The 26,729-nt window shown below is 44.1% G+C and carries 23 protein-coding genes, 1 tRNA gene and 1 pseudogene; 8 read left to right on the top strand and 17 right to left on the bottom strand.

What is annotated here, in order from left to right; all coding sequences use genetic code 11:
- Window positions 1–220: 220 nt before the first annotated feature.
- The 4 genes from PSI15_RS09985 to argF form a co-directional block, all read right to left on the bottom strand.
- Window positions 221–1,213 carry a D-cysteine desulfhydrase gene (locus PSI15_RS09985; RefSeq protein ID WP_273583403.1) on the bottom strand — a complete coding sequence of 331 codons (993 nt, stop codon included), beginning with the start codon at window positions 1,211–1,213 and terminating at the stop codon, window positions 221–223.
- Between the two features lie 21 nt (window positions 1,214–1,234).
- The gene (locus tag PSI15_RS09980; RefSeq protein ID WP_273583402.1) at window positions 1,235–2,659 is read right to left on the bottom strand and encodes a Na+/H+ antiporter NhaC family protein; all 1,425 of its coding nucleotides are present in this window, start codon (window positions 2,657–2,659) and stop codon (window positions 1,235–1,237) included.
- A 43-nt stretch (window positions 2,660–2,702) separates the two neighbouring features.
- On the bottom strand, window positions 2,703–3,848 hold the full coding sequence (locus tag PSI15_RS09975; RefSeq protein WP_273583401.1) for a trans-sulfuration enzyme family protein: 1,146 nt from the start codon (window positions 3,846–3,848) through the stop codon (window positions 2,703–2,705).
- A gap of 354 nt (window positions 3,849–4,202) precedes the next feature.
- On the bottom strand, window positions 4,203–5,216 hold the full coding sequence (gene argF / locus PSI15_RS09970) for an ornithine carbamoyltransferase (RefSeq protein WP_273583400.1): 1,014 nt from the start codon (window positions 5,214–5,216) through the stop codon (window positions 4,203–4,205).
- Between the two features lie 232 nt (window positions 5,217–5,448).
- Here argF and rraB point away from each other — a divergent pair, with 232 nt between their 5' ends.
- Window positions 5,449–5,871, top strand: coding sequence for a ribonuclease E inhibitor RraB (gene rraB, locus PSI15_RS09965; protein ID WP_045968382.1), 423 nt, complete (start codon window positions 5,449–5,451; stop codon window positions 5,869–5,871).
- 45 nt (window positions 5,872–5,916) lie between these two features.
- Here rraB and PSI15_RS09960 read toward each other — a convergent pair whose 3' ends face one another.
- The 4 genes and pseudogenes from PSI15_RS09960 to vapB all read right to left on the bottom strand — a co-directional run bounded on the left by PSI15_RS09960 (window position 5,917) and on the right by vapB (window position 8,509).
- On the bottom strand, window positions 5,917–6,420 hold the full coding sequence (locus PSI15_RS09960) for a GNAT family N-acetyltransferase (RefSeq protein ID WP_273583399.1): 504 nt from the start codon (window positions 6,418–6,420) through the stop codon (window positions 5,917–5,919).
- Window positions 6,421–6,527: 107 nt separating this feature from the next.
- Window positions 6,528–7,823, bottom strand: coding sequence for an MFS transporter (locus PSI15_RS09955; RefSeq protein ID WP_273583398.1), 1,296 nt, complete (start codon window positions 7,821–7,823; stop codon window positions 6,528–6,530).
- Window positions 7,824–7,863: 40 nt separating this feature from the next.
- Window positions 7,864–8,262 (bottom strand): annotated as a pseudogene (gene vapC, locus PSI15_RS09950) (type II toxin-antitoxin system tRNA(fMet)-specific endonuclease VapC); the annotation flags it as partial.
- 4 nt (window positions 8,263–8,266) lie between these two features.
- Window positions 8,267–8,509, bottom strand: coding sequence for a type II toxin-antitoxin system VapB family antitoxin (vapB, locus tag PSI15_RS09945; protein ID WP_273583397.1), 243 nt, complete (start codon window positions 8,507–8,509; stop codon window positions 8,267–8,269).
- A gap of 230 nt (window positions 8,510–8,739) precedes the next feature.
- Between vapB and PSI15_RS09940 the strand changes: the two genes are divergently transcribed.
- Window positions 8,740–9,900, top strand: a complete 1,161-nt coding sequence (locus tag PSI15_RS09940) for a PrpF domain-containing protein (RefSeq protein ID WP_273583396.1) — start codon at window positions 8,740–8,742, stop codon at window positions 9,898–9,900.
- A 42-nt stretch (window positions 9,901–9,942) separates the two neighbouring features.
- Here PSI15_RS09940 and PSI15_RS09935 read toward each other — a convergent pair whose 3' ends face one another.
- The 4 genes from PSI15_RS09935 to PSI15_RS09920 form a co-directional block, all read right to left on the bottom strand.
- The gene (locus PSI15_RS09935; RefSeq protein ID WP_273583395.1) at window positions 9,943–10,716 is read right to left on the bottom strand and encodes an amino acid ABC transporter substrate-binding protein; all 774 of its coding nucleotides are present in this window, start codon (window positions 10,714–10,716) and stop codon (window positions 9,943–9,945) included.
- A gap of 49 nt (window positions 10,717–10,765) precedes the next feature.
- On the bottom strand, window positions 10,766–11,530 hold the full coding sequence (locus PSI15_RS09930) for an amino acid ABC transporter ATP-binding protein (protein WP_273583394.1): 765 nt from the start codon (window positions 11,528–11,530) through the stop codon (window positions 10,766–10,768).
- Window positions 11,508–12,209 (bottom strand): amino acid ABC transporter permease, encoded by a 702-nt coding sequence (locus PSI15_RS09925; protein ID WP_273583393.1) that lies wholly within the window; start codon window positions 12,207–12,209, stop codon window positions 11,508–11,510. Before PSI15_RS09925 ends, PSI15_RS09930 begins: the two co-directional genes overlap by 23 nt.
- Window positions 12,210–12,353: 144 nt before the next feature.
- Window positions 12,354–13,127 carry an amino acid ABC transporter substrate-binding protein gene (locus tag PSI15_RS09920; RefSeq protein WP_273583392.1) on the bottom strand — a complete coding sequence of 258 codons (774 nt, stop codon included), beginning with the start codon at window positions 13,125–13,127 and terminating at the stop codon, window positions 12,354–12,356.
- 237 nt (window positions 13,128–13,364) lie between these two features.
- Here PSI15_RS09920 and PSI15_RS09915 point away from each other — a divergent pair, with 237 nt between their 5' ends.
- Window positions 13,365–14,045 carry an AzlC family ABC transporter permease gene (locus PSI15_RS09915; RefSeq protein WP_273583391.1) on the top strand — a complete coding sequence of 227 codons (681 nt, stop codon included), beginning with the start codon at window positions 13,365–13,367 and terminating at the stop codon, window positions 14,043–14,045.
- A complete protein-coding gene (locus PSI15_RS09910) occupies window positions 14,042–14,374 on the top strand; it encodes a hypothetical protein (RefSeq protein WP_273583390.1) in 333 nt (110 codons plus the stop codon). Before PSI15_RS09915 ends, PSI15_RS09910 begins: the two co-directional genes overlap by 4 nt.
- Window positions 14,375–14,480: 106 nt before the next feature.
- Here PSI15_RS09910 and PSI15_RS09905 read toward each other — a convergent pair whose 3' ends face one another.
- The 3 genes from PSI15_RS09905 to pepA form a co-directional block, all read right to left on the bottom strand.
- On the bottom strand, window positions 14,481–17,378 hold the full coding sequence (locus tag PSI15_RS09905) for a valine--tRNA ligase (protein WP_273583389.1): 2,898 nt from the start codon (window positions 17,376–17,378) through the stop codon (window positions 14,481–14,483).
- Window positions 17,379–17,391: 13 nt separating this feature from the next.
- Window positions 17,392–17,883: a DNA polymerase III subunit chi gene (locus tag PSI15_RS09900; RefSeq protein WP_273583388.1), complete on the bottom strand. Its 492-nt coding sequence runs from the start codon at window positions 17,881–17,883 to the stop codon at window positions 17,392–17,394.
- A gap of 65 nt (window positions 17,884–17,948) precedes the next feature.
- Window positions 17,949–19,457 (bottom strand): leucyl aminopeptidase, encoded by a 1,509-nt coding sequence (gene pepA / locus PSI15_RS09895; RefSeq protein WP_273583387.1) that lies wholly within the window; start codon window positions 19,455–19,457, stop codon window positions 17,949–17,951.
- Window positions 19,458–19,737: 280 nt separating this feature from the next.
- On the opposite strand from pepA, the gene lptF reads away from it, so the two are divergent.
- The 3 genes from lptF (at window position 19,738) to PSI15_RS09880 (ending at window position 22,961) form a co-directional block, all read left to right on the top strand.
- On the top strand, window positions 19,738–20,835 hold the full coding sequence (lptF, locus tag PSI15_RS09890; RefSeq protein WP_273583386.1) for an LPS export ABC transporter permease LptF: 1,098 nt from the start codon (window positions 19,738–19,740) through the stop codon (window positions 20,833–20,835).
- Entirely contained in the window at window positions 20,835–21,911 is a 1,077-nt protein-coding gene (gene lptG, locus PSI15_RS09885) for an LPS export ABC transporter permease LptG (RefSeq protein WP_273583404.1), read from the top strand. Before lptF ends, lptG begins: the two co-directional genes overlap by 1 nt.
- A gap of 432 nt (window positions 21,912–22,343) precedes the next feature.
- Entirely contained in the window at window positions 22,344–22,961 is a 618-nt protein-coding gene (locus tag PSI15_RS09880; RefSeq protein ID WP_273583385.1) for a hypothetical protein, read from the top strand.
- A 98-nt stretch (window positions 22,962–23,059) separates the two neighbouring features.
- On the opposite strand, the gene ampH is transcribed toward PSI15_RS09880, so the two are convergent.
- Window positions 23,060–24,277, bottom strand: coding sequence for a D-alanyl-D-alanine-carboxypeptidase/endopeptidase AmpH (gene ampH, locus PSI15_RS09875; protein ID WP_273583384.1), 1,218 nt, complete (start codon window positions 24,275–24,277; stop codon window positions 23,060–23,062).
- Between the two features lie 394 nt (window positions 24,278–24,671).
- Between ampH and PSI15_RS09870 the strand changes: the two genes are divergently transcribed.
- A tRNA-Leu gene (locus tag PSI15_RS09870) sits at window positions 24,672–24,756 on the top strand.
- Window positions 24,757–25,156: 400 nt separating this feature from the next.
- Here the strand turns inward: PSI15_RS09870 and phoA are convergent.
- Window positions 25,157–26,593 carry an alkaline phosphatase gene (phoA, locus tag PSI15_RS09865; RefSeq protein ID WP_273583383.1) on the bottom strand — a complete coding sequence of 479 codons (1,437 nt, stop codon included), beginning with the start codon at window positions 26,591–26,593 and terminating at the stop codon, window positions 25,157–25,159.
- Window positions 26,594–26,729: the final 136 nt, after the last annotated feature.

The raw sequence follows: 26,729 nt of genomic DNA, 5'->3' as shown, positions 1-26,729 counted from the left end.
GCTATATATTGCTATTGCTTGGATTAATCGTGGCTTGGCAGGCCAAAAAATACAGTTTTCCTCATCGTCGCCAAGTTTCGCGAAACTAAGCGTGTCCAGTTGGATAAGTGTATTAATCCAGAAGCAGACAACCGAACTGTAATAAATGCCCTCTTTTTACTACACGCCGGTTGTCAATGGAATGTCTTCAATGCCACCATACGGCCAAGACATTATTTCTTTAGCTTATGACATCAATCCCAGAATAAGAAAACAGCGCAGGGGCTCCGCCCGTATGCACAAACAGCAATGGTTTCTGACTCTCAATGGTGTTATTCAGCACACGATCAATTAATCCGGCCATGGCTTTTCCGGTATAGACGGGATCTAATAAAATGCCCTCTTTTTGTGCCAATAATCTAATGGCGTCTAATCCTTGTTTATTTGGCATGCCATACATTGGTGCAAAATAGTTGTCCCACAACAGGACATCCGGGCAGGTTGTTTGACCTAAGAGCGAGCTGATTTCTTGCTGCAATTGACTCACTTTTGGCGCTTGTTCGGCGGTAACTCGCGAGACGGTAACACCAATCACCGGTGTTTGTGGGAGTGTGACGTGTAATCCGATCGCTAATCCCGCGTGTGTTCCTGCGCTGCCAGAGGCGACAATAACGGCAGCAAACTCTACATCTTTTGGGCGCTGTTCGGCAATTTCTAATGCGCAACGCACATAACCCAATGAACCAAGGGCGTTAGAACCGCCGACGGGAACAATATAGGCATCTTTGAGATTGAGCTGGTCAATCAATGCCTCCATTTGCCTATTGGGATCGAACAACTCATTACACATAACACATTGGGCGTTGAATAATTCCGTTAGTAGTTTATTGCCATTATTCAGAAAATTATTATCTTGGTTTTGGATGGGATTTTCCAATAAAGCGACACATTTTAGGCCATACTTCGCCGCAATCGCTGCGGTTTGCCGGACATGATTGGATTGAATGGCGCCGGCAGTCACAATCACCTTCGCCTTTTTTTGTAATGCGTCAGCAATAAGATAGTCCAATTTCCGTAATTTATTCCCGCCCATCGCTAAGGGCGTTAAATCATCCCTTTTAATATAAATATCACGCCCTAAATAGTGAGATAAATTTTCCAATTTATCCATCATGGTTACTGTCTTAAGTAAATCAAGACGAGCAAATTTTGCTAAATTTTCTTTTAAAGACATATTATCCTCAGAGGATTTAAATTAATAAGTAAAGCCTAAATAAAAATAGATGGCGAGAGCGAAACTTGCCGTCACCAACGCATAGGGCATTTGCGTGCGAATATGTTCAATATGGTCACAATCGGTTGCCATGGAGGCAACGATAGCATCGCTGGAAATGGGCGATGTCATATCACCAAAAATCGACCCTGCAATGGCGGCACCAATCATATATTCAGGAGGCATACCCACGGAAATACCGAGCTGTACACCAATGGGGATCATAATGGCGAATGTCCCCCATGAAGTGCCTGTTGCTAATGACATGATGGAACTGATCAGGAAAATAAAACCGATGGAAAAACCGGCCGGAATAACATCAGAGGTAATGTGTGCAATATAAGCGCCGGTATTTAAATCAGCGGAAACGTTACCCATTAAAAATGCCAATACCATGACCGAACTTATTTTTATCATGCTGGCATAACCAATATAAAGTTCTTTAAAAAAGGTTTCGATGGTTAAAATTCGACGTATCAAGAACCAGAAAAAAGAGACTGTGGTTCCAAAGATAACACTCCAATAGATAGAGGTTGAACCGCTGCCTTTACTAAAATCACCATTACCTGTGATATAGAGCGCAAGGGGCAGCATCAATACCGTCGATAAAATAGGAATAAAGAAGTTTAATGAAGTATGGCTGTTGGGGTGGTCAATAATATCATCATTATCTTCACTGGGCTTGTCTTCAATATCATTATTTAAATGTTCATGTAACGCCCGCATTTCTGCGGTTCTCATTGGCCCCCAAGATACATTAGAAAAAATATAGAATAAAACAGAGGCCAGCGATAACCAGGCCATAATATTATAAATCATAGCGCCGGCCAGAATATCAAAAGGTTCACCGTTGATTAACCCTTTAGAAATCTGCACGCCGATGACGCCCATCATTGCCGCTCCCCAACCATTAATCATGGCAGAAGAGCAAACAGAAACACAGGATGTCTGGATAATGTAAGACATTTTTTCTGGTGGAATACCATAATTTTTGGCTAATTTCTTGGTAGACGCGCCAGCGATTAACTGATTAATTGAGCTTTCAATAAAAATTAATGAGGTAATCATCATTGCCAAAAATTGAACGGCTTTTTTATTTTCAATCAGTTGCGTTTTATCCGTGAGTAAGCGAACTAAGGATCGCACACCACCTGTCACCACCACCAGCCGCATTATTCCACCAATCATTAACATAAAGATGATGGTTTTGGTATTACCGGGAGAAGAAAAGGTATTAATAATACCTTCAACCGTTCCTTGTATGCCTAAAATAACATTATGGTCATGAATAACTGTAAATCCCACTAATATACCGAGCAGGAGTGATAAAATAACCTGGCGTGTAAATATCGCTAAAATAATGGTAACAACAGGGGTAATGATGGTCCAAATACCGTAATCATTCATTTTTTACTTACCTTGTTTTTGTTATTTTTTATATAAATTCAATTTATTCTAATGCTTGTTCAAGGTCAGCCAATAAATCGCGAATATCTTCGATTCCTACTGATAAACGTAACACAGTATCATAAATACCAATCGCTTCGCGCTCTTCTTTAGTCATTGAGCCATGCGACATGGTTGCAGAATGGTTGACCATACTTTCTACCCCACCGAGAGATTCTGCCAAAACAAAATAGCGTAATTTGCTTAAGAATTTTTTGGTATCTTCCAGATCACCTTTTAATTTGATCGTCACAACGGCACCACCGGCGCGCATTTGTGCCTGACAAATGGCATAGTGTGGATGAGTGGGTAAACCAGGATAATAGACTTGTTCAATCTTGCCATGAGATTGCAGGAACTTGGCTATTTCAAGGGCATTAGCACATTGCGCTGACATGCGTAGCGCCAGGGTTTTTAATCCACGCAGGGCTAAATAAGCATCAAAAGGGGATGCAATGGCCCCGAGCGTCGTTTTTAAGAAATCTAACCGATTGGCTAAATCACTTCGGTGGGTAATAACCGCACCACCAATCAGATCTGAATGGCCGCCAATGTATTTACTGGTCGATAACATCACAATATCGGCACCTAATTCGAGCGGCTTTTGGTTCCATGCGGTGGCAAAGGTATTATCAATACAAGTTAAAATATTATTATTTTTTGCGAATGCACAAATACGTTTGATATCCACTAACTCTAATAATGGATTCGTCGGGCTTTCTATCCAGATTAAACGGGTATTCTCTTTTACCTTAGCCTCAACTTCAGTCAGGTTATTTAAATCGACATAATCAAACTGATGACCATTATTCTCGATAGCAACGCGTTCAAATAAACGGAACGTGCCACCATAAACCCCTTTCATCGCAATAATATGGGACTCTTTGGGTAACAGGTTTAAGACTAAAGCCGCGGCTGCGACACCCGATGCGGTTGCCGTTGCGTAAGTTCCCCCTTCTATTTCGGCTAATAAGGTTTCATAAGCATGGCGTGTTGGGTTACTGCAACGGGAATAACAAAATTCACCCTGTTCAGATAAATTTTTCTGTACAAAAGTACTGGCGGTTGTAATGGGGGGAAAAATGGCATGGTTTTCTTTGTCTTGCTGTTTTCCGCCGTGGATCAATACGGTCGCTATATTTTTTATCATTTTTGTCGTCCTATAAATGAATTATTAATGTTTTTTAGGGGGAGTATTTCACTCTTGCAAAAGAATATGGCATAGGGAGATAGAAAAAATTTTCCAAAAAATAACCATAAATTTTTAATTAATAGAAAAATCTTTCTAAAAGAGATGATTTATTATAGCAATCAAATGGTTAAATGAATGTGATTTAATGTGATGATTATCAATATATTGAAAATTTGTGCATAGTGACAACGTTATTTTCTGGCTTTAAGCAAAAGTCAGTCGGAGATAGGCCGTCGTACTTCAAGATGCGTTTATTATCTCCCCCGCGTCGCGGGGAGATAATAAACGGAGACGATGTGAATTTATCGATAGCTACAATGTGAGATTTTCCACCAGCGTTGCCACCATCACCGCCTTAATGGTGTGCATGCGGTTTTCGGCCTGATCAAACACAATACTGTATTCTGATTCAAACACGTCATTTGTCACTTCCAGCCCACCATAGAGATTGAATTCCTTCGCCAGTTGCTTGCCGAGTGCCGTCTCTTCATCGTGAAAAGCAGGCAGGCAATGCAGGAATTTCACGGCTGGATTTCCGGTCAGTTTAATCACAGTCATATTGACTTGATAAGGTTTCAGTAAGGCAATGCGCTCTTGCCAGACCGACTTTGGTTCTCCCATGGATACCCAAACATCGGTATAGAGAAAATCAGCCCCTTTTACCCCTTGCGCAATATTTTCTGTCAGCATGATCTGAGCGCCGGTTTTTTCTGCCTGCTTTTGGCATTCTGCAATCAAATTATCGTCTGGCCAACAGGCTCTTGGCGCGACTAAACGGAGATCCATGCCCGTCAATGCGGCCGCTTCCAGCAGGGTATTGCCCATGTTATTGCGGGCATCGCCCAAATAGGCAAATGTGATTTCAGACAGCGGTTTTTGGCTGTGTTCCTGCATCGTCAGTAAATCAGCCAAAAGTTGAGTTGGGTGGAATTCATTCGTCAGCCCATTCCAAACCGGAACCCCTGCGTATTGCGCGAGCGTTTCGACAATTTGCTGACCGTGCCCACGGTATTGGATGCCATCATAAAAACGCCCAAGTACCCGCGCGGTGTCCTTGATGGATTCTTTGTGCCCGATCTGACTGCCACTTGGGCCTAAATAGGTCACATTGGCACCTTGATCATGGGCGGCAACTTCAAAGGCACAGCGTGTACGGGTGGAATCTTTTTCAAAGATCAGGGCAATGTTTTTCCCCGCGAGTAAGGGCGATTCCGAACCTGATTTTTTATTCGCTTTTAATGTATGAGCCAAAGTTAACAGGGTATTAATTTCTGTGGGGCTAATATCAAGTAATCTTAGGAACGAGCGCTTGAAAAATGGGTTCATTATGGATTTTCTCCATCAGACAATATTGAATTTATATTCACTATATATCGATAAAAAATTCAATTACAAGCATCGTGTTTAGCATTTATAAGAGTAAGTCTATTAAGACGGGTTATAGATCAGTCGCTTATGGCTTGCATTTCTCTTTAAACAAAACGGGTTAGATATATCCTTTGCCCAGAAAAGATGGGAGAATGCAAAACAAGACAGCCAACTGACGGAGGGGATTGGCATGGCAGACCTACATGCTTTAGAAGAACAGCGTGAAGAAACTCGCTTGATCATCGAAGAATTATTGGAAGATGGCAGCGATCCTGAGGCGCTTTATATTATTGAACACCATTTTTCGGCAGAAGATTTTGATCAACTGGAAAAGGCCGCCCTTGAAGCCTTCAGATTAGGTTATGAAGTCACGGATGCGGAAGAGCTGGAAACAGAAGACGGAGCTGTTTTGATGTGTTGTGATGTGATCAGTGAAAGCCGTTTAGAGGCTGAATTGATCGACGTGCAGGTTGAGCAGCTCATGGATCTGGCGGAAAAGATCGGTGTCAATTACGACGGTTGGGGGACGTACTTTGAAGATCCCAATGCCCCTGATGATGAAGATGAGGGTGATCTCTTTCCCCCTGAGGAAGATGAACCCAGATTGCATTAAGGGATTTTGAAGCCAAATGCCCCACTTGAACGGTGGGGCTTGATTTTACAGTTCTTTGACCATCCTGATTTCGCAGTCGCTGTGGCCAGTGTTGCCAAGTGGCTGATCAAGATAGCTGAATCCCAGTTTCTCATACAGGGCAATGGCGGCTTTCAAGTTTTCCGTGGTTTCCAGATAGCAGCGTTTAAACCCCTGTTCTGCCCCGAATGAGAGAGATTGCTTCACGATTTGTTTGGCAATACCTTTTCCCCGCAATACTGATGAAAGGTACATTTTCTGCAATTCACAGATATCGTTATCACCCCCCGCCAGCGGAGCAACACCGCCGCCGCCAACGACTTTCCCCGCCATTTCAACCACCCAGTAAGTGCTGCGTGGCTGGTTGTAAACCTCGTACAAGGTATCCAGAATCGGATCAGCAACGGCAAAGCCTTTGTCAGCGGTTAACCCATGCTCGGCAGATACCTCACGGATCACCGCGGCAATACCGACATTGTCTTGTTGGGTGATGGGGCGAATAACGTAGTCGTGTGTTGTTTTTGTTGTCATTATTTTCTCTTTATATTTTTATTGATAGGGGAGTAAATAATACAGAATGGAAGATATATGTATAGCTAATAATTAGTTACTATTAGATTGATTCCATTTTGTAATATTTATAAATCACCATACCTTTTTTCATATAAATTAGTAATATCCTCTTGCTTACTGGTTAATAATTCATAAAAAAGAGGAATAAAACGGACAGAAATAGCGATAATTATGACAACTAAAGCTGAAATGATCAGTGAAACCATATATCCATAGTGCGTTATGATAAACGGAGTTAATAATAAACCCAGTGGGTTAGCGAACCCAATGAGTGCATTGTGAATAGTTTGAATCTTTACCCGATTTTTCTCAGGAATAGCGATGGAGCGGTTCGATTCTACACTGATATTATTCATCACTATTGCCATTCCCATGAAAAATGCCAGAATACTCCAAATAAAAATATAATGAGAAAAAGCAAACAGAAAAAAGCATAATCCGACGATAAAGAAAGACAAAATAACACACCGCGCTTTCCCGATGATTGTTTCAATTTTCTTCTGCAAATAACATGATGAAAAAATAGCCCCTCCGGCGGCGCATCCTTCAATTAGGCCAACTGAGATAGGGTTTCCTCCTGCAATTTTTACTATAAAATAAGGAATGATCAATGATGAAAATGAAGCAAGAAACATATTAATTATCATTGAAGAGAGCGCCCACCAAGGTTCAAAACGATAACGCATAAATATAGCGATAGATTTTTTTATGTTATAGTCGGCAGGTGATTTTTCGAAAGAAATGGATTGGCCTTTACAATCTAAAGAAAGCAGAATAATAAAAGAAACTAATGATAAAGCCACAATAACCCACATCATATTTTCAAATCCAATCGATTGATATCCTAACATGCCAATTGCGATGCCAAATAAATTATTTGATGCTTGAATTAAAAAAGTTTTTCTGAATGCTTCAACGATAAAATCATTATCTACTATGGAGGGAATAAAGGCATTAACAACAGGAATAAAAAATGTTTCAACAAAACCAATTCCAATGGAAACAAAGATAAATATCAATGGGCTTATGGTTAAAGATTTAATTATAATGGTCGTCAGTGATATTCCCATAAAGAATAATATTAATTGAATAAGGAGTTGTTTCTTTTCTGATTTTTCGAATTTATGAGCAAGAAAGAAACCGAATACACTTCTTGACATAAAGTAGAAGAAAAGGAAATATGACGATAACCATACATTACCACTGCGTAGAAGGTAAAGTGTTATTATGGAAATAAAAATACGCGATGAAAGAATGTATATTGACTCAGCATAGCGTATTTTCCAGAAATCACGAGTCATTGCTTTATATTGTTCCTGATATGGACATATGGATGTTATCCAGAAACGATTTTCCGACATTCTCCACAATAGAAATTAACAAAGCATCAACAAGATGTATTTATTCTGATTCTTTTGTCCAATCTTCGACTCTCAATCCATCCACTCTATTAAATTCTCTAGTGTTATTAGTAACAACAATTAATCCTTTGCTTCTAGCGTGTCCTGCAATATGCAAATCATTATCACCTATTCTTTGCCCCTGTTTTTCAAGTATCGCTCGAATGTTTCCATAATGAAAAGCAGCTTGTTCATCATAAGGTATGATGGTCAGTCTAGATACAAAATCCAAAACAGTAGCGAGATTTTTTGTAGGGTTTGCACTTTTTTCTACGCCAAAAATCAATTCTGCTAATGTAATGGTAGAAATAGCTATCTGAATTGCATGTTGATTAAACTCAGGAAGTGAAAATTCAGGGCGTTTTTTAATGGTAAAAATAACAATATTGGTGTCAAGTAATTACTTAATCATCAAAAGGTTCCCTTTCATAAGTTACTTGCTCAGGACGTTCGGATAAAAAATCGTCTGTTACACTTTGTTCAGATAAAAAGAATGAATCCCATGTATTTTTTGCTGATGTAACAATGCGTTCTTTGTCATTTTCTCTGATTGTTACCGTTTTTACATTATCAAGAAAATGGAGATCTGCTGGAAGTCTCACATATTGATTCCGATTACTTGTAAACACTTTTCTTTGACGGATCATAAGTTATTCCTTCATAAGATTTTTTCTGAATAAATATACGCTTATATTCTAACCATTTATAACTAATAAATATAGTCCTTGTTTATATTACGTTTATCATTAATGCAATACATTCTCCTTGTCTTGAAATAATAATAACTTATGCTTTTATATTTCTGATTTTGGATGGAATATTTAAAATAATCATAAAGAAGAATTTAACAAAAAACAAACTTAATCATGGTAATAATATGAAAAAACTCTCTTTTCCCATTCGAATTCCGCTTTATTATGTTCGAGGTGGAACTTCAACGGGGATTGTTTTACTACAAAAAAATCTGCCAGAAAAAAAAGCACTAAAGGAAGAAATTCTTAAGATTATTATGGGTGTTCCTCTTCACGGAAGCAGTGAAAATAATAAACAATTACACGGTTTGGGTCGGGAAACCACAACCAGCAACAAAGCCTTTATCATTGATATCGATTATCAATCTAACAAGGTGATAAGTACTTTTGCACAGCTTGAGAAAGAGAGTTATACCGTTTCATGGGAGGTTAATTGTGGAAATATGACATCAGCGATACCTTTGGTAATCAGGGATCTTCCGGAAGAAAAATGGTTAATGCCTGATGGAAAGTTAACGATTTATAATACCAATACCCATAAAAATATTTTATGTACGATGGCGAATGTCTCTCCTCAATACCAATTGGCATCGATGCCGGGTGTGATTGGCGATTTCCCGGAAGTTAACCTGTCATTTGAAGATCCGGCCTGTTCAAAAACCAAAGCCCTTTTTCCGACAGGCAATTTAATTGACCAAATTAATGATATTCCGGTCACTTGTATTGATGTCACTGTCCCTATGATCATTATCAGCGCAGAAAGCTTAGGGATCTCGGGTTATGAAAATCTCAATGAAATTAAAAATAATCAAGTATTACAAGAAAAAATCATGGAAATAAGAGTAAACATGGGAATTAAGATGGGGATTCGTAAAAGAAATGGCGAAGTGATGAATGAGAAGGATTTAAAAGAATCGATAACCCAACCGAAAATAGCGATCATTGCGCCTCCTTTATACGCAGGGGATATTACTATCCGATATCTCACGCCCAAAAATGTCCATTTATCGGTTGCCGTCTCTGGTGGCTGCTGTTTAGCGGCTGCTTGCTGCTTTCCCGGAACAGTCGCCAGCAATATCTATTATGTTTATCGCATTAACGATCATTCTACGGTGCGTATTGAACACTTATCGGGAATATCGGAGTTTAGTATCACACATGAGGGTGAATATATAAAGTATGCAAGTGCCCAGCGCAATGCCCAAATTCTGATGAAAGGTGAGTTTTTTATTTATAATCCCAGTGATGAATTAGAAAAAGCAATGAAAACGTTTAAGTGTAAATAAGGCGGTTCATTCAGATACCGCCCGCCTTATTTATCAAAAAAATTACTGAGAAATATCTTCGCCAAAATACTTCTCGGAGATACGGGCATACGTGCCGTCATCCTTTATCTCTTGCAGGGCTTTATTAACCGCTTCCAGTAGTTCAGCATCTCCTTTGCGCAGCAATACGGCGGATTGACTCGCATCAGTTTGTTGAGCGACAATTTTCACCGGCGCATTAGGGCGCTGTTTTTTGAAATCGAGGAATGACAGACGATCATTCAATGTGGCATCGGCGCGTCCGGTGGCGACCAGATCAATGGCTTGGTTAAAACCATCGGTACTGACTAAATTAGCGCCATAAGAGGTTGCCAGTTGCCCGTAGTTACTGGTGAGTGATTGGGCTGAACGTTTTCCTTTAATATCGGCGAAAGTTTTAATATCACTGTTATTATCACGGGTGATCAACACGACTTGAGACGTTGTGTAAGGAAGGGAAAAACTGTATTTCGCTTCACGTTCTGGCGTGACGCCGACTTGGTTGATCACGGCGTCAAAACGCTTGGCATCCAGCCCGGCGATCAATCCATCCCATTTAACTTCCATAAATTCAGGTTTGACGTTCAGGCGGCGGGCGATTTCCCGTGCGATATCCACATCAAAACCGGTTAATTTATTGCCGGCATCGTGGTAGGTAAAAGGAGGATACGTGCCTTCCGTGCCAATCTTAAAGACGCCAGAGGCTTTGATGGCATCAAAATCTTTGCCGGCATAACCAGGGGCAGAAATAGCAAGGGCAGTCGCACTCGCCAGTAACAGACTCAAAATTTTCTTCATTGTGTTTCTCCGAATAAATCATGTTGCTAATGTTAAACGTGACTGCTTGCTATATTTCCCAATCCGGTAAGGTTTCTGTCAGGGTTGAGATAAATTCGACAGTACGTACCTTACTGGGACGGGTGAAGATCGTTTTTGCCGTGCCGGATTCAATAATCTCGCCGGATTCCAGAAACACCACGTTATGGGCAAGGTTGGCCGCCAGACGCAAATCGTGGGTTGCCATTATCATGGTGGTGCCTTCTCCTGCCAATTGTTTCAACACCGAAACGACTTCTTTGGATAATTCAGGATCAAGCGCTGATGTCGGCTCATCGCACAGCAGCACTTTGGGGGAAGGTGCCATCGCTCTGGCGATAGCCACTCGTTGCTGCTGGCCGCCCGATAAGGTGCTCGGCCAAACATCCGCTTTGTGGGACAGGCCGACTTTTTCCAGCAATTCCCTCGCCCGTTCTCTGGCACGTTCTTGGGACCATTTTTGTACCCAAATTAGCCCTTCCATAATGTTTTCAATCACCGTCAGATGCGGGAAAAGCTGGAAGTTCTGGAATACCATGCCGGTTTGCAGGCTAAAACGCTGGATTTCCCGATGCGGCAGCCGCTCTTTTCCGTTAAAGGTCATCTGCTCTTTGCCAATTTTCAGCTTGCCAGCCTGTGGGATCTCCAACAGATTAATACAACGCAGCAAGGTGCTTTTACCGCTACCGGAAGGGCCAATCAGTGCGGTCAGGCTGCCTTCTTTAATGGTCAGGTTAATATTTTTCAGCACCTTTTGCCCGTCGAAACTTTTTTCAATGTTGGTGAGCTGAATCATCTCTGGCTTCCTTATTGCTATTTTGCTGGGCGAATTTCTTTTCCAACCGGACTTGCAGTGCGGACAGTACCGAACTCAAGAGGAGATAGAGAATAGCGGCCTCGGTGTACAGGATTAACGGCTGATAGGTGACGGCGGCAATGCGCTGTGCCGCCAGAAACATTTCCGGCACCGTAATCACGGAAGCCAGGGACGTGTCTTTGACCAGCGAAATAAAGGTATTAGACAGGGGAGGAATAGAAACCCGTGCCGCCTGTGGCAGAATGATCCGGCGTAGTGATTGCCACCAGCTCATCCCGATAGAGTGAGAAGCTTCCCATTGCCCTTTGGGGACAGAACTCAATGCAGCCCGGATCACTTCTGAGGTATAAGCTCCCACATTCAGGGTAAAGCCGATCACCGCAGAGGTGAATGCTTCCAGAGTAATGCCGACACTGGGCAGGGCGTAGAAGATCAGGAATAGCTGCACCAACAGGGGCGTACCACGGATCAGCCAGACGTAAAACCGAACTACCGCAACCAGTGGCTTAGGACCATACAGCCGGATTAAGGCAACGACAAACCCCAACGTGATCCCAAGTGCGAATGTAATCAGAGTGAGGGGAATAGTGAATGTCAGGCCGGCGTAAAGCATCGGCCACAGGGAGTCCAGCGCTAAACTGAGCCATGATGGGGTCATAAAACCTTCCTGATAGAGATTAAAAATATGTTTATTTTTTATAGGCTTGTTTTAATGATGATATTGCAAGAAAAGGTGAACGCTATATACAAGAAAGTTATAGCTTAGAACTATCGTATATGCCTATCTGATTAACGTTTTGGATTATTTACCCGTCCCTTCCGCGAAATATTTATCCCAAATCCGCTGATAAGTCCCGTCCGTTTTTATCTCAGTAATGGCTTTATCGATTGCGGCTTTTAATGCTGTATCGTCTTTACGCAGCAGTACAGCAGTTTTAGCGGCCTGAGCCTCAGTGGCAACAATTTTTACCGGTGCTTCCGGGCGGTGCTTTTTATAATCGAGATACGACAGTTTATCGTTGATCGTCGCGTCGGCACGACCGGTACTGACGAGTTCCACTTCCTGATTAAAACCGTTAGTGCCGATAATCTCTGCGCCATAATGTCGGGCGATCTGGGCAAAGTTATTGGTCAGGGTATGAGCCGATCTTTTACCTTTTAAGTCGTTGAATGTCTTAATATCGTTATTATCATTGCGGGTAATCAAGACGGCGTGTGAAATAACATAAGGCAGGGAGAAACTGTATTTTTTCTCGCGTTCCGGGGTAATGGCGATTTGGTTCATCACGGCATCGAAACGCCCGGCATCAAGACCGCCAATTAAGCCATCCCATTTACCTTCAACAAATTCAGGTTTTACGTTCATGTGCAGTGCAATTTCACGGCCGATTTCCACATCAAATCCGGTCAGTTTTCCAGAGGTGTCATGATAACTGAAGGGCGCATAAGCACCTTCTGTGCCAATTTTGAATACTCCCGTGGATTGGATGTTATCAAGAGTCGATTGCGCACAGGTAAGGTCGGTGAAGCCAAATTGGATAAGACCTGCTAATAATATATTGAGTATGGCTTTCATGCTATTTCTCCGGAAAGTAATTATTTTTTTAACATGATTTATACTATAATGGGAATATTAAAGTCATTATATATAAAATAAAGTTATATCATATCGCGATATTATTGATAATAAATAACACACCAAAATTGTGGATCATTGATTACAAATATCATTAAATATATCTTGGAGTACGACGAGTATATAACGCTAACTATAAATAGGGGCCAAGTGTTGAATTCATTCTTTAGGAAAGGTATGGCTGATTCTTTGCCTGTTTGTATCTCCTTCTTCTTTATTTTTACTTCGATTGGTGCACTTTATCAAAGTCATAGTGTTCCATTAACGGAAACGTTGGTGGGATCATTATTGATCTATGCCGCTCCGTTACAAGTTGCTGCGGTAGGTTATCTGGCTGATGGTGCGGTACTGTCTGTGATTATTTTGGCATTGCTGATCAATTTCCGTTTTTTCTTGATGGCGATGGTGATGTCACAATATTTTCATGGTATTCCTAAGCGAGATATTTTGCTGTCGATGCTCGGATTTAGTGCCAGCACTTATACGGTCACGCATTCGCATCTCTCGGCGGAAAATATCACGGATGGCAAATCCCAGTTTCATTTTTATCTGGGCGTGGCTATACCCTGTTTTGTGATAACATTCTGTGCCACTTTGTTGGGGTATGCTTCGGCAGAGCACCTGAATTATCAATCTTTCTCCCTGTTTCTTGTGATGTTGGTTCCTATTCATTTCGCCTCTCTGGCGGCCAAGCGTGCGGGCAAAGATAGGTCAGTATTGGCGACAATGATGGGCGGAGTATGCACGCCGTTATTGAATGAACTGGATATGAAATTCGTGGATCTGGCGCTCCCTATTTTATGTGGAATAGGGATTGCATTCATTGAGCGGAGAATCAAAAAGGATAAAGCATCATGATGCTGCTAATCGTATTAATGGGATTAATCAGTTACGTGTTAAGAGCAGCACCTTTCTTGATCAATAATCATCGGTTATTTAAGGGAAAGAGCCTACTTATTACTGCGCTGGATTATGCCATCTGTTTTATTCTGGGAACGATTATCGTCAATATTTCGTTGGATAATCTATCCCTGAGTGAATTAATTGAACAGTTTAATATTAGATATGTATTGGCATTAATTACATTGGTGTTATCTTATTTTATCAGTAAATATACGCAATCAATATTAAAAAGTTTGGTCATTGCTTTGGTATTTTTTATGTCGGTACAGTGGTTGTTAAGTTAAAAACGATATCGCAAGTGATAGCAATTGCACAAAAAAAGATGGCAGAAAAAAGCCACTGTCAATTAAATCACAGTGGCTTACATGAATAAATTTCAACTCAGAAAAACTACAGTGCAGCGATCGTCTCTTTCTGCGCCAATAATTTCTCTTTCGCGGCATTGTTGGTCGCCAGACGTTCGCGCTCTTTGGCAACAACGGCTTCCGGTGCACGGCTGACAAAGCCTTCGTTAGCCAGTTTGCCTGCAATGCTGCTGATTTCTTTATCCAGTTTCTCGATTTCTTTATCCAGACGTGCCAGCTCTGCATCTTTATCAATCAAACCGGCCATTGGGATCAACACTTCTGCCCCATTGATAAGTTTGGTCACCGAAACAGGGGCTTCTTCGCCTGCTGCCAATACGGTGACAGAAGAGAGGCGGCCCATTGCCTGAATGAAGTTGAGGTTTTCAGCCACGCGGCGTTGGGCATCGTCATTGGCATCACGCAGCAGAACTTCCAGCGGCTTGCTTGGCGCGATATTCATTTCGGCACGAATGTTACGTACCGCAATAATCGCTTCCTTAATCCATTCCAGATCGTTCAGCGCCAGTTCATCCACTTTCGCCTGATCGAACTCAGGGAAAGGTTGCAGCATGATAGTATCGGCATCAATGCCTTTGACAACTTTCACCCGCTGCCAGATGGTTTCGGTAATAAATGGAATGATAGGATGAGCCAGCCGCAGTAAACCTTCCAGGACTTCAATCAGTGTATGGCGAGCCGCACGGACTTCGGCTTCTGAACCTTTGTTGATCGCAGGTTTGGACAGCTCCAGATACCAGTCACAGAATTGGTTCCACGTGAATTCGTACAGAATGTTTGCAGCGATGTCGAAACGATAAGTATCCAGCGCTTCACGATAGGCGTTGACGGTTTGGTTGAATTCGGCCAGAATCCAGCGATCTGCCAGTGACAGTGACATTTCTCCCCCGCTTTGGCCGCAATCTTTCCCTTCTGTATTCATCAGCACGAAACGGCTGGCGTTCCACAGTTTGTTACAGAAGTTGCGATAACCTTGCAGGCGTTTCATGTCCCAGTTGATATCACGGCCGGTAGAAGCCAGTGCTGCCAGAGTGAAACGCAGGGCATCAGTACCGTGGGCTTCAATGCCTTCCGGGAACTGTTTTTCCGTGCGCTGGCGGATTTTTTCCGCCAGTTGTGGCTGCATCATATTGCCGGTACGTTTTTCCAGCAGGCTTTCCAGCGAAATACCGTCGATCATATCCAGCGGGTCGACAACGTTCCCTTTGGATTTTGACATCTTCTGGCCTTCTTCATCGCGGATCAGACCTGTCATATAGACCGTCTTGAATGGCACTTGTGGCTTGCCGTTTTCATCTTTGATGAAGTGCATGGTCATCATGATCATACGGGCAATCCAGAAGAAGATAATGTCGAAGCCGCTGACTAGCACATCGGTTGGATGGAAGGTTTTCAGCGCGTCGGTCTGCTCAGGCCAGCCGAGGGTAGAGAATGTCCACAGGCCGGAGGAGAACCAGGTATCCAGTACGTCTTCGTCCTGAGTCAAGGGGATATCGGCACCCAGATTGTTTTCGCGGCGGACTTCTTCCTCATCGCGCCCAACATAGACGTTGCCTTGTGCGTCATACCACGCCGGAATGCGGTGTCCCCACCACAATTGACGGGAAATACACCAGTCCTGAATATCACGCATCCAGGAGTAGTACATGTTTTCATACTGTTTGGGGACGAACTGGATGTCGCCATTTTCAACCGCTTCAATCGCCACTTTTGCCAGTGGTGCGGTACGGACGTACCATTGGTCGGTCAGCATTGGCTCAATCACCACACCGCCACGATCGCCGTAAGGAACGGTCAGGTCATGGGGTTTGACCTCAACCAGCAGATCGTGTTTTTCGAACTCGGCCACAATCGCTTTACGGGCAGCGAAACGCTCCATGCCGCGGTATTCGGCCGGGATGTCGGTTGAGTAACTATCAGAAATTTCGCCGTTGCTGTTAAAGACTTCTGCGGCTTCGCGGATATCACCGTCGAAGGTCAGGATATTGATCATCGGCAGGTTGTGGCGCTTACCGACTTCATAGTCATTGAAATCGTGGGCCGGGGTGATTTTCACGCAGCCGGTGCCTTTTTCCATATCCGCGTGCTCATCGCCGACAATCGGAATGCGGCGGTTGACCAGTGGCAGCAGGATCTCTTTGCCAATCAAATCCTTATAACGGGGATCTTCCGGGTTAACCGCAACGCCGGTATCCCCCAGCATCGTTTCCGGGCGGGTCGTCGCCACAATCAGATAGTCTTTGCCTTCGGCGGTCTTGGCACCGTCAGCCAGCGGATAGCGCAGGTGCCACATGGAACCTTTGACTTCGCGGTTTTCGACTTCCAGATCAGAAATCGCGGTGCGCAGTTTCGGGTCCCAGTTAACCAAGCGTTTGCCACGGTAAATCAGATCTTCCTGATACAGGCGAACAAAAGCTTCTTTTACCGCTTTGGACAGACCTTCATCCATCGTGAAGCGCTCACGCTCCCAATCGACGGAGTTACCCAGACGGCGCATCTGGTTGGAGATATTGCCACCCGACTCGGCTTTCCACTGCCAAATCTTGTCGATAAAGGCTTCACGTCCATAATCGTGGCGGGTTTTGCCTTCTTCGGCCGCGATCTTGCGTTCAACAACCATTTGGGTCGCGATGCCCGCGTGGTCAGTCCCGGCCTGCCACAGGGTGTTTTTACCCTGCATGCGCTGGTAACGCACCATCGTGTCCATAATGGTCTGCTGGAATGCGTGCCCCATATGCAGGCTGCCGGTGACGTTGGGAGGCGGAATGACGATGCAGAAACTTTCGCGGCGGGTATCGCCATTCGGTTTAAAGTAACCACTCTGTTCCCAGTGGTTATAAAGGGGTTGCTCTATCTCTGTCGGGTTGTACGTTTTATCGAGAGATGGCTCAGATTGCGTTTGAGTAGCGGGTGTCTTTTCCATTGTATCTTGATATTTAATAGGTTGGCGGGGTGGCCATGGTCAAATTAAAGCCGACGCTACGATAGGATTTATATCGTTCGCGCGCTAACTGTTTCAGATTTTCATCAATAGGAACGAAGTCTATCACTTCATGGAAAGCCGTGGCAAAGTCTGCAAAATGCGGAAGCAGGGTGATCAGCACATCGCGGGGAGCATGGCTTCTTTTTTGCGGCCAGCACAATTCCACCGGGGCACCATAGCGGGGACCTTCTCCGGCAAGATTGTGCGGCACAAATTGATTCGGCTCCCGTTGCCATAATGCTTCGTCCAGTTTTTCGGCCTGTTGCTGGTTTTCACACGCAATCAGAACCCGCTTCCCTGCACGCCATTGGTCAGCAGCAAGCTGGCAGGCCAGCCATTCATGTGGCTGTAGATCCTCTGGCGATGAGAGTTCCGGTGACAGTTTCTCTGGTGACTGCTTTTCCAATAGCAGCTTTTCCAACAAATAAAAGGTGGCGTTTTTCATAGTCTTTTGACGGAAAAGGGTATTGCAGTTGCAATACCCTTAATTCCATTTAGGTGGCAGAGACATTAATCATCAGAATTCAATCCTGAACGATTTAACAGGAATTGTGACAGGAGCGCAACCGGACGACCTGTTGCGCCTTTTGCTTTACCTGAACGCCAGGCTGTCCCGGCGATATCCAGGTGTGCCCAGTTGTATCTGCTGGTGAAGCGGGACAGGAAAGCGCCGGCGGTAATGGCACCACCTAAGCGTCCGCACGCGTTGACCATATCGGCAAAGTTGGATTCTAACTGCTCGGTATATTCATCACCTAACGGCAGACGCCATGCCCGATCCCCTGCTTGTTCTGACGCATTCAACAGTTCATGCGCCAGTGGGTTGTGGTTAGACATCAGCCCCGTATAATGGCTGCCCAGCGCGATCATACAAGCGCCGGTCAGGGTTGCCACATCGATGACCAGTTCCGGTTCAAAACGCTCAACATAAGTCAGCGCATCACACAGTACCAGACGGCCTTCCGCATCGGTGTTGGTCACTTCAACGGTCTGGCCGGACATGGTGGTTAAAATGTCTCCCGGACGATAGGCACGCCCACCCGGCATATTTTCACAGCCGGCCAGAACACCGATGACATTGATGGGCAATTGCAGTTCGGCAACCACGCGCATGGCACCATAAACAGAAGCGGCACCGCACATATCATATTTCATCTCATCCATGCCTTCGGCTGGCTTGATGGAAATACCGCCGGAATCAAACGTCAGCCCTTTGCCCACCAGCACGATAGGTTTCGCATTGGCGTCTTTGCTGCCTTTGTATTCCATGACGGCCATCAAGGATTCATTTTGCGAACCTTGACCGACCGCCAGATAAGCGTTCATGCCCAATTCTTTCATCTGCTCTTCACCAATCACTTTGGTGGTCAGATTGGCCGCGTTGTCAGCAAGCTGGCGCGCCTGCGATGCCAAGTACGCGGCATTACAGATATTGGGGGGCATATTCGCCAGATCTTTTGCCGCCTTGATGCCCGATGCAATGGCAAGGCCGTGCTGAATGGCACGTTCACCGCTGGTCAGTTCGCGGCGGGTCGGCACATTAAACACTATTTTACGCAGTGGGCGACGCAGTTCATTTTTGCTGCTCTTGAGTTGATCAAAAACATACAGTGACTCTTTGGCCGTTTCGACCGCCTGACGGACTTTCCAGTAATTGTTGCGTCCCTTCACATGCAGTTCTGTCAAGAAACATACTGCTTCCATTGAACCGGTTTCGTTGAGGGTGCTGATCGTTTTCTGGATAATTTGCTTATACTGGCGTTCATCCAGTTCACGCTCTTTTCCACATCCAACCAGCAAAATACGCTCAGACAGTACATTAGGAACATGATGCAGCAATAAGGTTTGACCTACCTTGCCTTCAAGTTCACCACGACGTAATAAGGCACTGATGTAGCCGTTACTTATTTTGTCAAGTTGCTCTGCGATAGGGGAAAGACGGCGGGGTTCAAACACGCCGACAATAATACAGGCACTGCGCTGTTTCTCCGGGCTACCGCTCTTTACACTAAACTCCATGCGTTCTCCTGAATCTTAAAGACAAAGACGGATACAATCGCTAAAATACCACGCTCCGCATTCATTCATCCCAAAGAAAATTAACGGTTATGTTCAGCTAACCCTTTTATTTTTTGGTACTTAGCTGACGATAAGTATGTTCTAATTGGGAACCCATATAGGGAATGCTTTGGTATCATTTTAGCGATGGGGAAGCCAAACTGATTCATATAAATGGTAGATATACGACGAAGTTAGCGACTTTCCTGCAAAAAGACAAGTTTTCACAGGCGTAATAAGCGTGATCATCATTAGATATCTAGTACGGGAAACCCTGAAAAGCCAGATCGCAATACTTTTCATCTTACTGCTGATCTTTTTCAGTCAGAAATTAGTTGAGGTATTGGGTGCGGCAGTAGAAGGGAATATTCCTGCAAATTTGGTTCTATCGTTGTTAGGTTTAGGTGTGCCAGAGATGGCGCAGCTTATTTTGCCCCTGAGTTTATTTCTTGGGGTATTAATGACATTCAGCAAACTCTATACTGAAAGTGAAATCACTGTCATGCATGCCTGCGGGTTGGGCAAAAGTGCATTGGTGAAATCAGCCCTTATTCTGGCTTTACTTACATCAGCGTTGGCAGCCGCTAACGTTATCTGGTTCACCCCGTGGTCTTCCAAATATCAAGCGCAAGTATTGGCGGATGCAAAAGCCAATCCAAGCCTTGCCGCCGTCATGGAAGGGCGGTTCAAGCCCTCTCGTGATGGCAACATGGTGCTTTATATCGGTAATGTGAAGGGGAATACTTTTGAGCATGTTTTCCTGGCTCAGCTTCGGCCAGCGAATGACCAACGTCCTTCCGTGGTGATTGCGGATGGCGGGCATATGGAAGAGCGTCCGAATGGGAATCAGGTAGCGGTACTTCATCAGGGCACGCGTTATGAAGGTACAGCACTGTTGCGTGACTTCCGCATTACTGATTTCACCAATTACCAGGCCGTGATTGGGCATCAACGAGTTGATGTCGATAGCAAAGTTGAACAAAAATCGCTTGAGCAGCTTTGGCATGATACTGACAACGACTCTCGTTCAGAATTTCACTGGCGCCTGACGTTGATTGTCTCGGTGCTGATCATGGCGTTGATGGTGGTGCCGTTAAGTGCCGTGAATCCACGTCAGGGGCGCATACTCAGCATGTTGCCCGCCATGTTGCTCTACCTGATTTTCTTCCTGTTGCAAAGCTCCCTGCGTTCCAATGGCGGTAAAGGCAAACTTGATCCGATGTTCTGGATGTGGTTGGTCAACGGTGCCTATTTTGTGTTGGCTGTGGCGCTGAACCTGTGGGATACCGTCCCCATGCGCAAACTGCGTTCACGCTTTAAGAAACAAGGAGCGTTATGATGTTTGGGGTATTGGATAGATATATCGGCCGAACCATCCTGCAAACCATCCTGACGACGTTGTTCATGCTGGTATCGCTTTCCGGCATCATTAAATTTGTCGATCAGCTACGTAAAGTCGGCCAGGGGGAATATACCGCGCTTTCCGCCGGCATTTATACCCTGTTAAGCGTACCCAAAGATATCCAGATCTTCTTCCCGATGGCCGCTCTGCTTGGCGCATTATTGGGCTTGGGGACACTGGCAACCCGCAGTGAACTGGTGGTGATGCAGGCTTCTGGCTTTAGCCGCCTGCAAGTGGCGGGATCAGTCATGAAAACGGCAATCCCGCTGGTCTTGCTGACAATGGTGATTGGTGAATGGGTTGCGCCGCAGGGAGAGCAACTCGCCCGTAATTACCGCTCGCAAAAAATGTATGGTGGCTCGCTGATGTCAACCACTAAAGGGCTTTGGGCGAAAGATGGCCACGATTTTGTCTATATCCAGAGTGTGGGAAAAGACAATGCCCTGAATGGCATCAGCATCTATCATGTTGATGACAACCAGAAATTGTTATCCATAAGATATGCGGCTTCAGCGGTGTATGACAAAGATAGCCATCAATGGAAGTTATCTCAGGTTGAAGAATCCGATTTAGCCCAAGATGGGCGAATTACAGGATCACAACGCCTTTCTGCGGACTGGGAAAGCCGGCTGACACCCGAAAAGTTGGGCGTCGTTTCCCTCGATCCGGAAGCGCTTTCGATACGCGGTTTGCATCAATATATTGCCTACCTGAAACAGGGCCAGCAGGATGCCGGGCGTTACCAGCTTAATATGTGGAAGAAAATCTTCGCACCGTTATCGGTGGCGGTAATGATGCTGATGGCGCTTTCCTTTATCTTCGGGCCACTGCGCAGCGTGCCGATGGGGTTCAGGGTAGTTGTGGGTATCAGCATGGGCTTTATTTTCTATGTCTTGAATGAGATATTCGGCCCGCTCAGTCTGGTTTATAGCATGCCACCGATATTGGGGGCGCTATTGCCGAGTTTGTTATTTTTTGTGGTGAGTGTTTACTTACTTTTGCATCGAAAATAACGATATAGATTGAGATTTCTTAATATGAAAAATCGCTCCTGTGGGTTATCGAGGGGCGATTTTTTATTTTCAATGATAAAGATAAAAAATCTTTGTATTTCATTGTGTAATCTTTGGTTGAATTGCTACTAGCTGTTTAATATTGAATTGTTTAATTAATATTTATTATGTTTTTGTGATATGTAACTAAACTTTTCCTTGATGAGTTTTATATTTATAGAGATAAGTATTCTGCTCCCTAACTCATGTCATTATTAACTGGGTGTTATGTGGGATTTAAAAGAAACGTGAAGTCCAGATGAATGGATATTTCTTTTATATAAATACCACTCTGAAAATATTTTTAACTGCAAGCATATTCGTATGCTTCTAGACTAATTTGAGGCTTTTATTATGAGTGTAAAGTATTATTTTTATTCTGAGTTATGTTATATGGTTGAAGATGTATGTCTTAAATCAAAGCAACAACGATTGAGTGTAGTATCCCACGGCGCTTTGGGGCTGATGGGTACTGATAAATTTAAGAATGTAGGGCCGCAGGGCTTAATAGATATTTTAAGGAAGAGGGGGCTTCTTGTTCAGAATAAACAAATTCGTTTGTTATTTTGTCAATCGGCAGATGAAAACATATTTAAAAAATCTTTTGCAGCTAAATTTTCAGAATTATTACCTGAACCTGATATGGTGACAGTAGAGGGTTATCGTGGAAAACTGGTTATGAAAACTAGTAGTGGTTTGTCATCAAAGTCCTTAGATACTTCCTATGCTAACTTACAAAATATATCTATTCCTCCTGAAAACAATACACCTACAAAGATGTTGCATTCTGTTATTGAGCCTAGATTTGCAGTCAATACGTTGTTTAAGCCTACAGGAGAAAACGGTGAAAGAAGTAAGTTTATAGCTGCTACACTGAGTCATGAAGAACAGATGAAAAGTTTTGACCCAGTTAATTATGTGCTATCGGATGGCCCATATTTTTATCGTAATGGAAAATTAATAGATGGGGTTAGATACCTTATGCAGCGTCTAGAGATAGGAAAGCAGTAGTGAGACATAGAGAACTTTTGTTTACAATTATGCAACTAGACTGAGCTTAACATTAACAAAGCTCAGTCTGTTATTTTCATTACTCAAAATACATTGTGCTAAATCTGACTATGATTCCGCGCCAAAGCGGCAACTAATTCATTCACTCCACTCGTGACACGGGTAAACTGACTTTGTTCCTTACGTGTCATCACCACAAATACACCAATATTCTGCTCAGGGATCATGGCCATATAAGTATTGAATCCACCGCCGCCGCCGGTTTTCTGATAAATCCCCGGAATATCGTCTTTAGCATCCATATAGACCCAACCAAGCCCGATACCGTCCGCTTGGCCCGCCACATCCATCCCTGTGATTGACGTCAGATCAGCACGCTTAAAGTAAACGCCTTGTTCACGGCTGGCCGTCTGCTTCCTTAACTGATTATGGGAAGATAAAAATTGCTGCATCCAGCGCTGCATATCTGCGGGAGTCGAATAAATCCCGCCACTGCCCGCAGCGGCAAGGGTATTGACGCAAGGGCTGGATTTAACCCCCACCATCAAACGAGCGCATTGAGATGGCGTGGGCGTCAGTGTCGTATCTTTCATGCGATAAGGATGGGTAATCTCCTCTTGCAACAGACGGGGATAAGGCTTTCCCGTTGCTTTGGACAGGGCATCCGCCAATAAATCGTAAGCCAGATTGGAATACGCAGCGGTTGTGCCGGGCGTGGCATTGATTCCTGCGGTTTTCAGCCAATTCCAGCGGTTCGATTGCGTCGGCCAGATAAAGACAGGGCGTCCCCACTTTCCGCCAGGTTGCTCCCGTGGCAACCCGCTGGTATGGCTCGCCAGATGATACAGCCGGATTGGCTGACCTGTGCCGTAATTCGGGATACGGACACCATCATAAGTGTATTTCTGTAACGGATCGGTAATCTTAAGGCGTTTCTTCTGGGCCAACTTAATCATGATCTCGCTGGTCATCAATTTGGTAATAGAAGCAATACGAATCAAAGAGTCCTGCCGTGGCCGAACGCCGCTCCCCCGATACGTTTCCCCAAGACTGCGATGGATCACCTGATTATTATCGATAACCACCATCGCCATTCCCAAAGGACTGCCTTCATCAAAGATAGACTGCGAATACTGATCGACCAGCGTAGTCGCCATTTTCTTGATCTTGCCATTCCCCTCGAAAACTTCCCACCTTGCAGATTGCGCATTGGATTGCTGAAATTTGTTCTGGTGTAAATGACCCGAATCCGCACAAGCTGAAATCGCCCATATCATGGCGGAAACAGCACACAGTTTATATAGGCGTTTTTTCATTTTTGGATTAACCAATCAGGGAGCATTAAAGTGGGGGGATAAGCTTTATCTGTTTTTCTTAAAAATCGCCATAATGGCGCCAATAACCAGACCCAACAGGATACCTGTAAAAATCCAACTGATAATCGTCATGATAATTTACCTCATAGCAGTGTATTGTTTTGAATTATATAAGGAGTTGATAGCTTGTCTATTGGCAGAAAAAAATTGTGTGAGAGGGAATTTGCGGGATGTGATGGAAAAGGGGATTGGATTTTAAACGTTGCAGGTGAAGGATTGGCGAAAAAATAGAATAACAGATTCTTTTTTCGACACTTGAACAAGATTGAAAGGATAAGTGTTGCGAATGCTCTTCTGACAGGTATAATGGCCCCCGTTCTCCGAACCCTTCAGTGCCGAAGTGGCGAAATCGGTAGACGCAGTTGATTCAAAATCAACCGCCTTCGGGTGTGCCGGTTCGAGTCCGGCCTTCGGCACCATATAAATTAAGACGCTAATAAAAAGAAGCGTCTTTTTTTATGTCTGAAATTCAGTATCCGCAAGGCTTCGTGCGATGTTCCTTTCAACAGAAGTCAACCTGAGTCAACCCACATCAACCCACATCAAGTCGCTTGTGAGTATAGAACCGAGTATATATGCTGGTCCGATAATGGTTGTATACTCACAGAGGCACATGGAAGGAGAATCGTTATGGCTCTGACAGATATCAAAGTGTGTTCTGCAAAGGTTCTGTCGCATTAAGAATAATAGTTCGAAGGAATGCAGGATTGGTTAACTTTTGTGCAGTTGGTTGATAAAAGAAGTTTGCCACCGCTTTTATCTATAGTCACCACGTCAGGTTTTCCTTGTTCCCGCGTTGTCATTATTATTTCAGCCCCATTATTTCAAACCCATGGCATCACGCAGGGTAAAAAACAGATCCGTCTGATCCGTCAAACCGACAACATTGGCAGCATATGGACCATAAGCGGCAACACGTAGCTGTGTACCGGTATGCTCTTGAGCATCCCCTTCCGAATTACCATAATTGACGGTCATGATCGCGCCATCTTTTGTTATCAGTGATCGCGTCAAACCGGGTGATTTAACATCAGGCTCAATGATCTGACTGGCATGTGCATGATCCGCTGTCACAATCACTAGCGTATTCCCATGCTCTTTGGCAAATTTAAGGCCAACTTGTACGGCTTTATCTAAGGCGACGGTTTCACCAATCTGGGCACAAGGATTGGCCTTGTGATCCTGTTTATCAATCGAAGCACTTTCGACTTGCAGGAAAAAACCATTGTTATTCTTTTTCAGTAAATCAATCGTTTTTTCTGTCATTTGCGCCAGCGTAGGTGCGTTGGGATCTAATTGGGCATTTACTGCACATTTCACCGGCTTTTCATTGATATTGCCGTGATAAACCGCTTTTGGCCCTTGCCAGGCGACATCCATATTTCCCTCATGGAACAAGCCTAACAAGGGTGTTTGTTGATTCGCATTTTTGACGGCTGCTAATGACTGCGCATCCGTTACCCATTGGTAGCCCTGCTCCAGTGCCTGTTGTTGCAACGTCTTCCCTTTATTGACGCCAGATACCGATTGTTGGGTAAACGACTTAGCGCCCCCGCCCAAGGTGACATCAGCGCGTACAGCCAGCAATTGTTCGGTAATGGAACCTTTACCACCATTTTCTAACGCATCCGTGGCGCATATTTTCGACGTTTCTTCCGGGCCATAACACTTGCGGTTCGTCACATGGGCATATAAAGCCGCGGGTGTGGCATCCTGAATTTCAGCCGTGGTGATATTTCCCGTTGCTTTACCGTTCTTTTTCGCCAACGTCAAAAGAGATTGATGAGATTTGCCAAAAACATCAATGCCCAACGCCCCGTTATAGGTTTTAACGCCCGTAGCCCAAGCCGTGGCGGAAGCCGCAGAGTCTGTAACATAGTTGGGTTTGTGCGTTTTCTTATCTAACGAGTAGTGGGTATATTGCCCGGTAAATGGCAGGGCATCGATCCCTTTAAAGAATCCACCGGCACCTTCGGCATAATTACGGGCAAGGGTAATTTCAGAATCACCCATACCATCACCGATAAATAGGATCACATTCTTGGCTTTATGGTTGCTCAGCGCCGCCTTAAGCGCCTGCGTTTGATCTTGAGTGAGGCGGCGGGCACCGCCAAATTCGGTAATATTGCCTTGTGCTGCACGCGGTTGTTCTATGATGTGATTGGCATCACCAGTAGCCCATGCGGGCGCAATAACGCCTGATATCAATACAGCGATCACCGCAGCAAGCCGTTTTTTTTCATAATGACGCGACATAGGATTTTCCTTGCAATCAGAGGAATAGGATGAAAAATCATCATATTGAGTTGCCTGAATAATAGAATAGATGTGTCATATGACAATTATTTGAACTTATGACGACATTCTTATGACAACGATTCTTTTCCATCCC

Source organism: Xenorhabdus sp. PR6a (genome assembly GCF_028599065.1).
Taxonomy (GTDB): domain Bacteria; phylum Pseudomonadota; class Gammaproteobacteria; order Enterobacterales; family Enterobacteriaceae; genus Xenorhabdus; species Xenorhabdus doucetiae.
The sequence above is the reverse complement of the archived record's forward strand: the minus strand, read 5'-3'. Positions and strand labels throughout refer to the sequence as shown.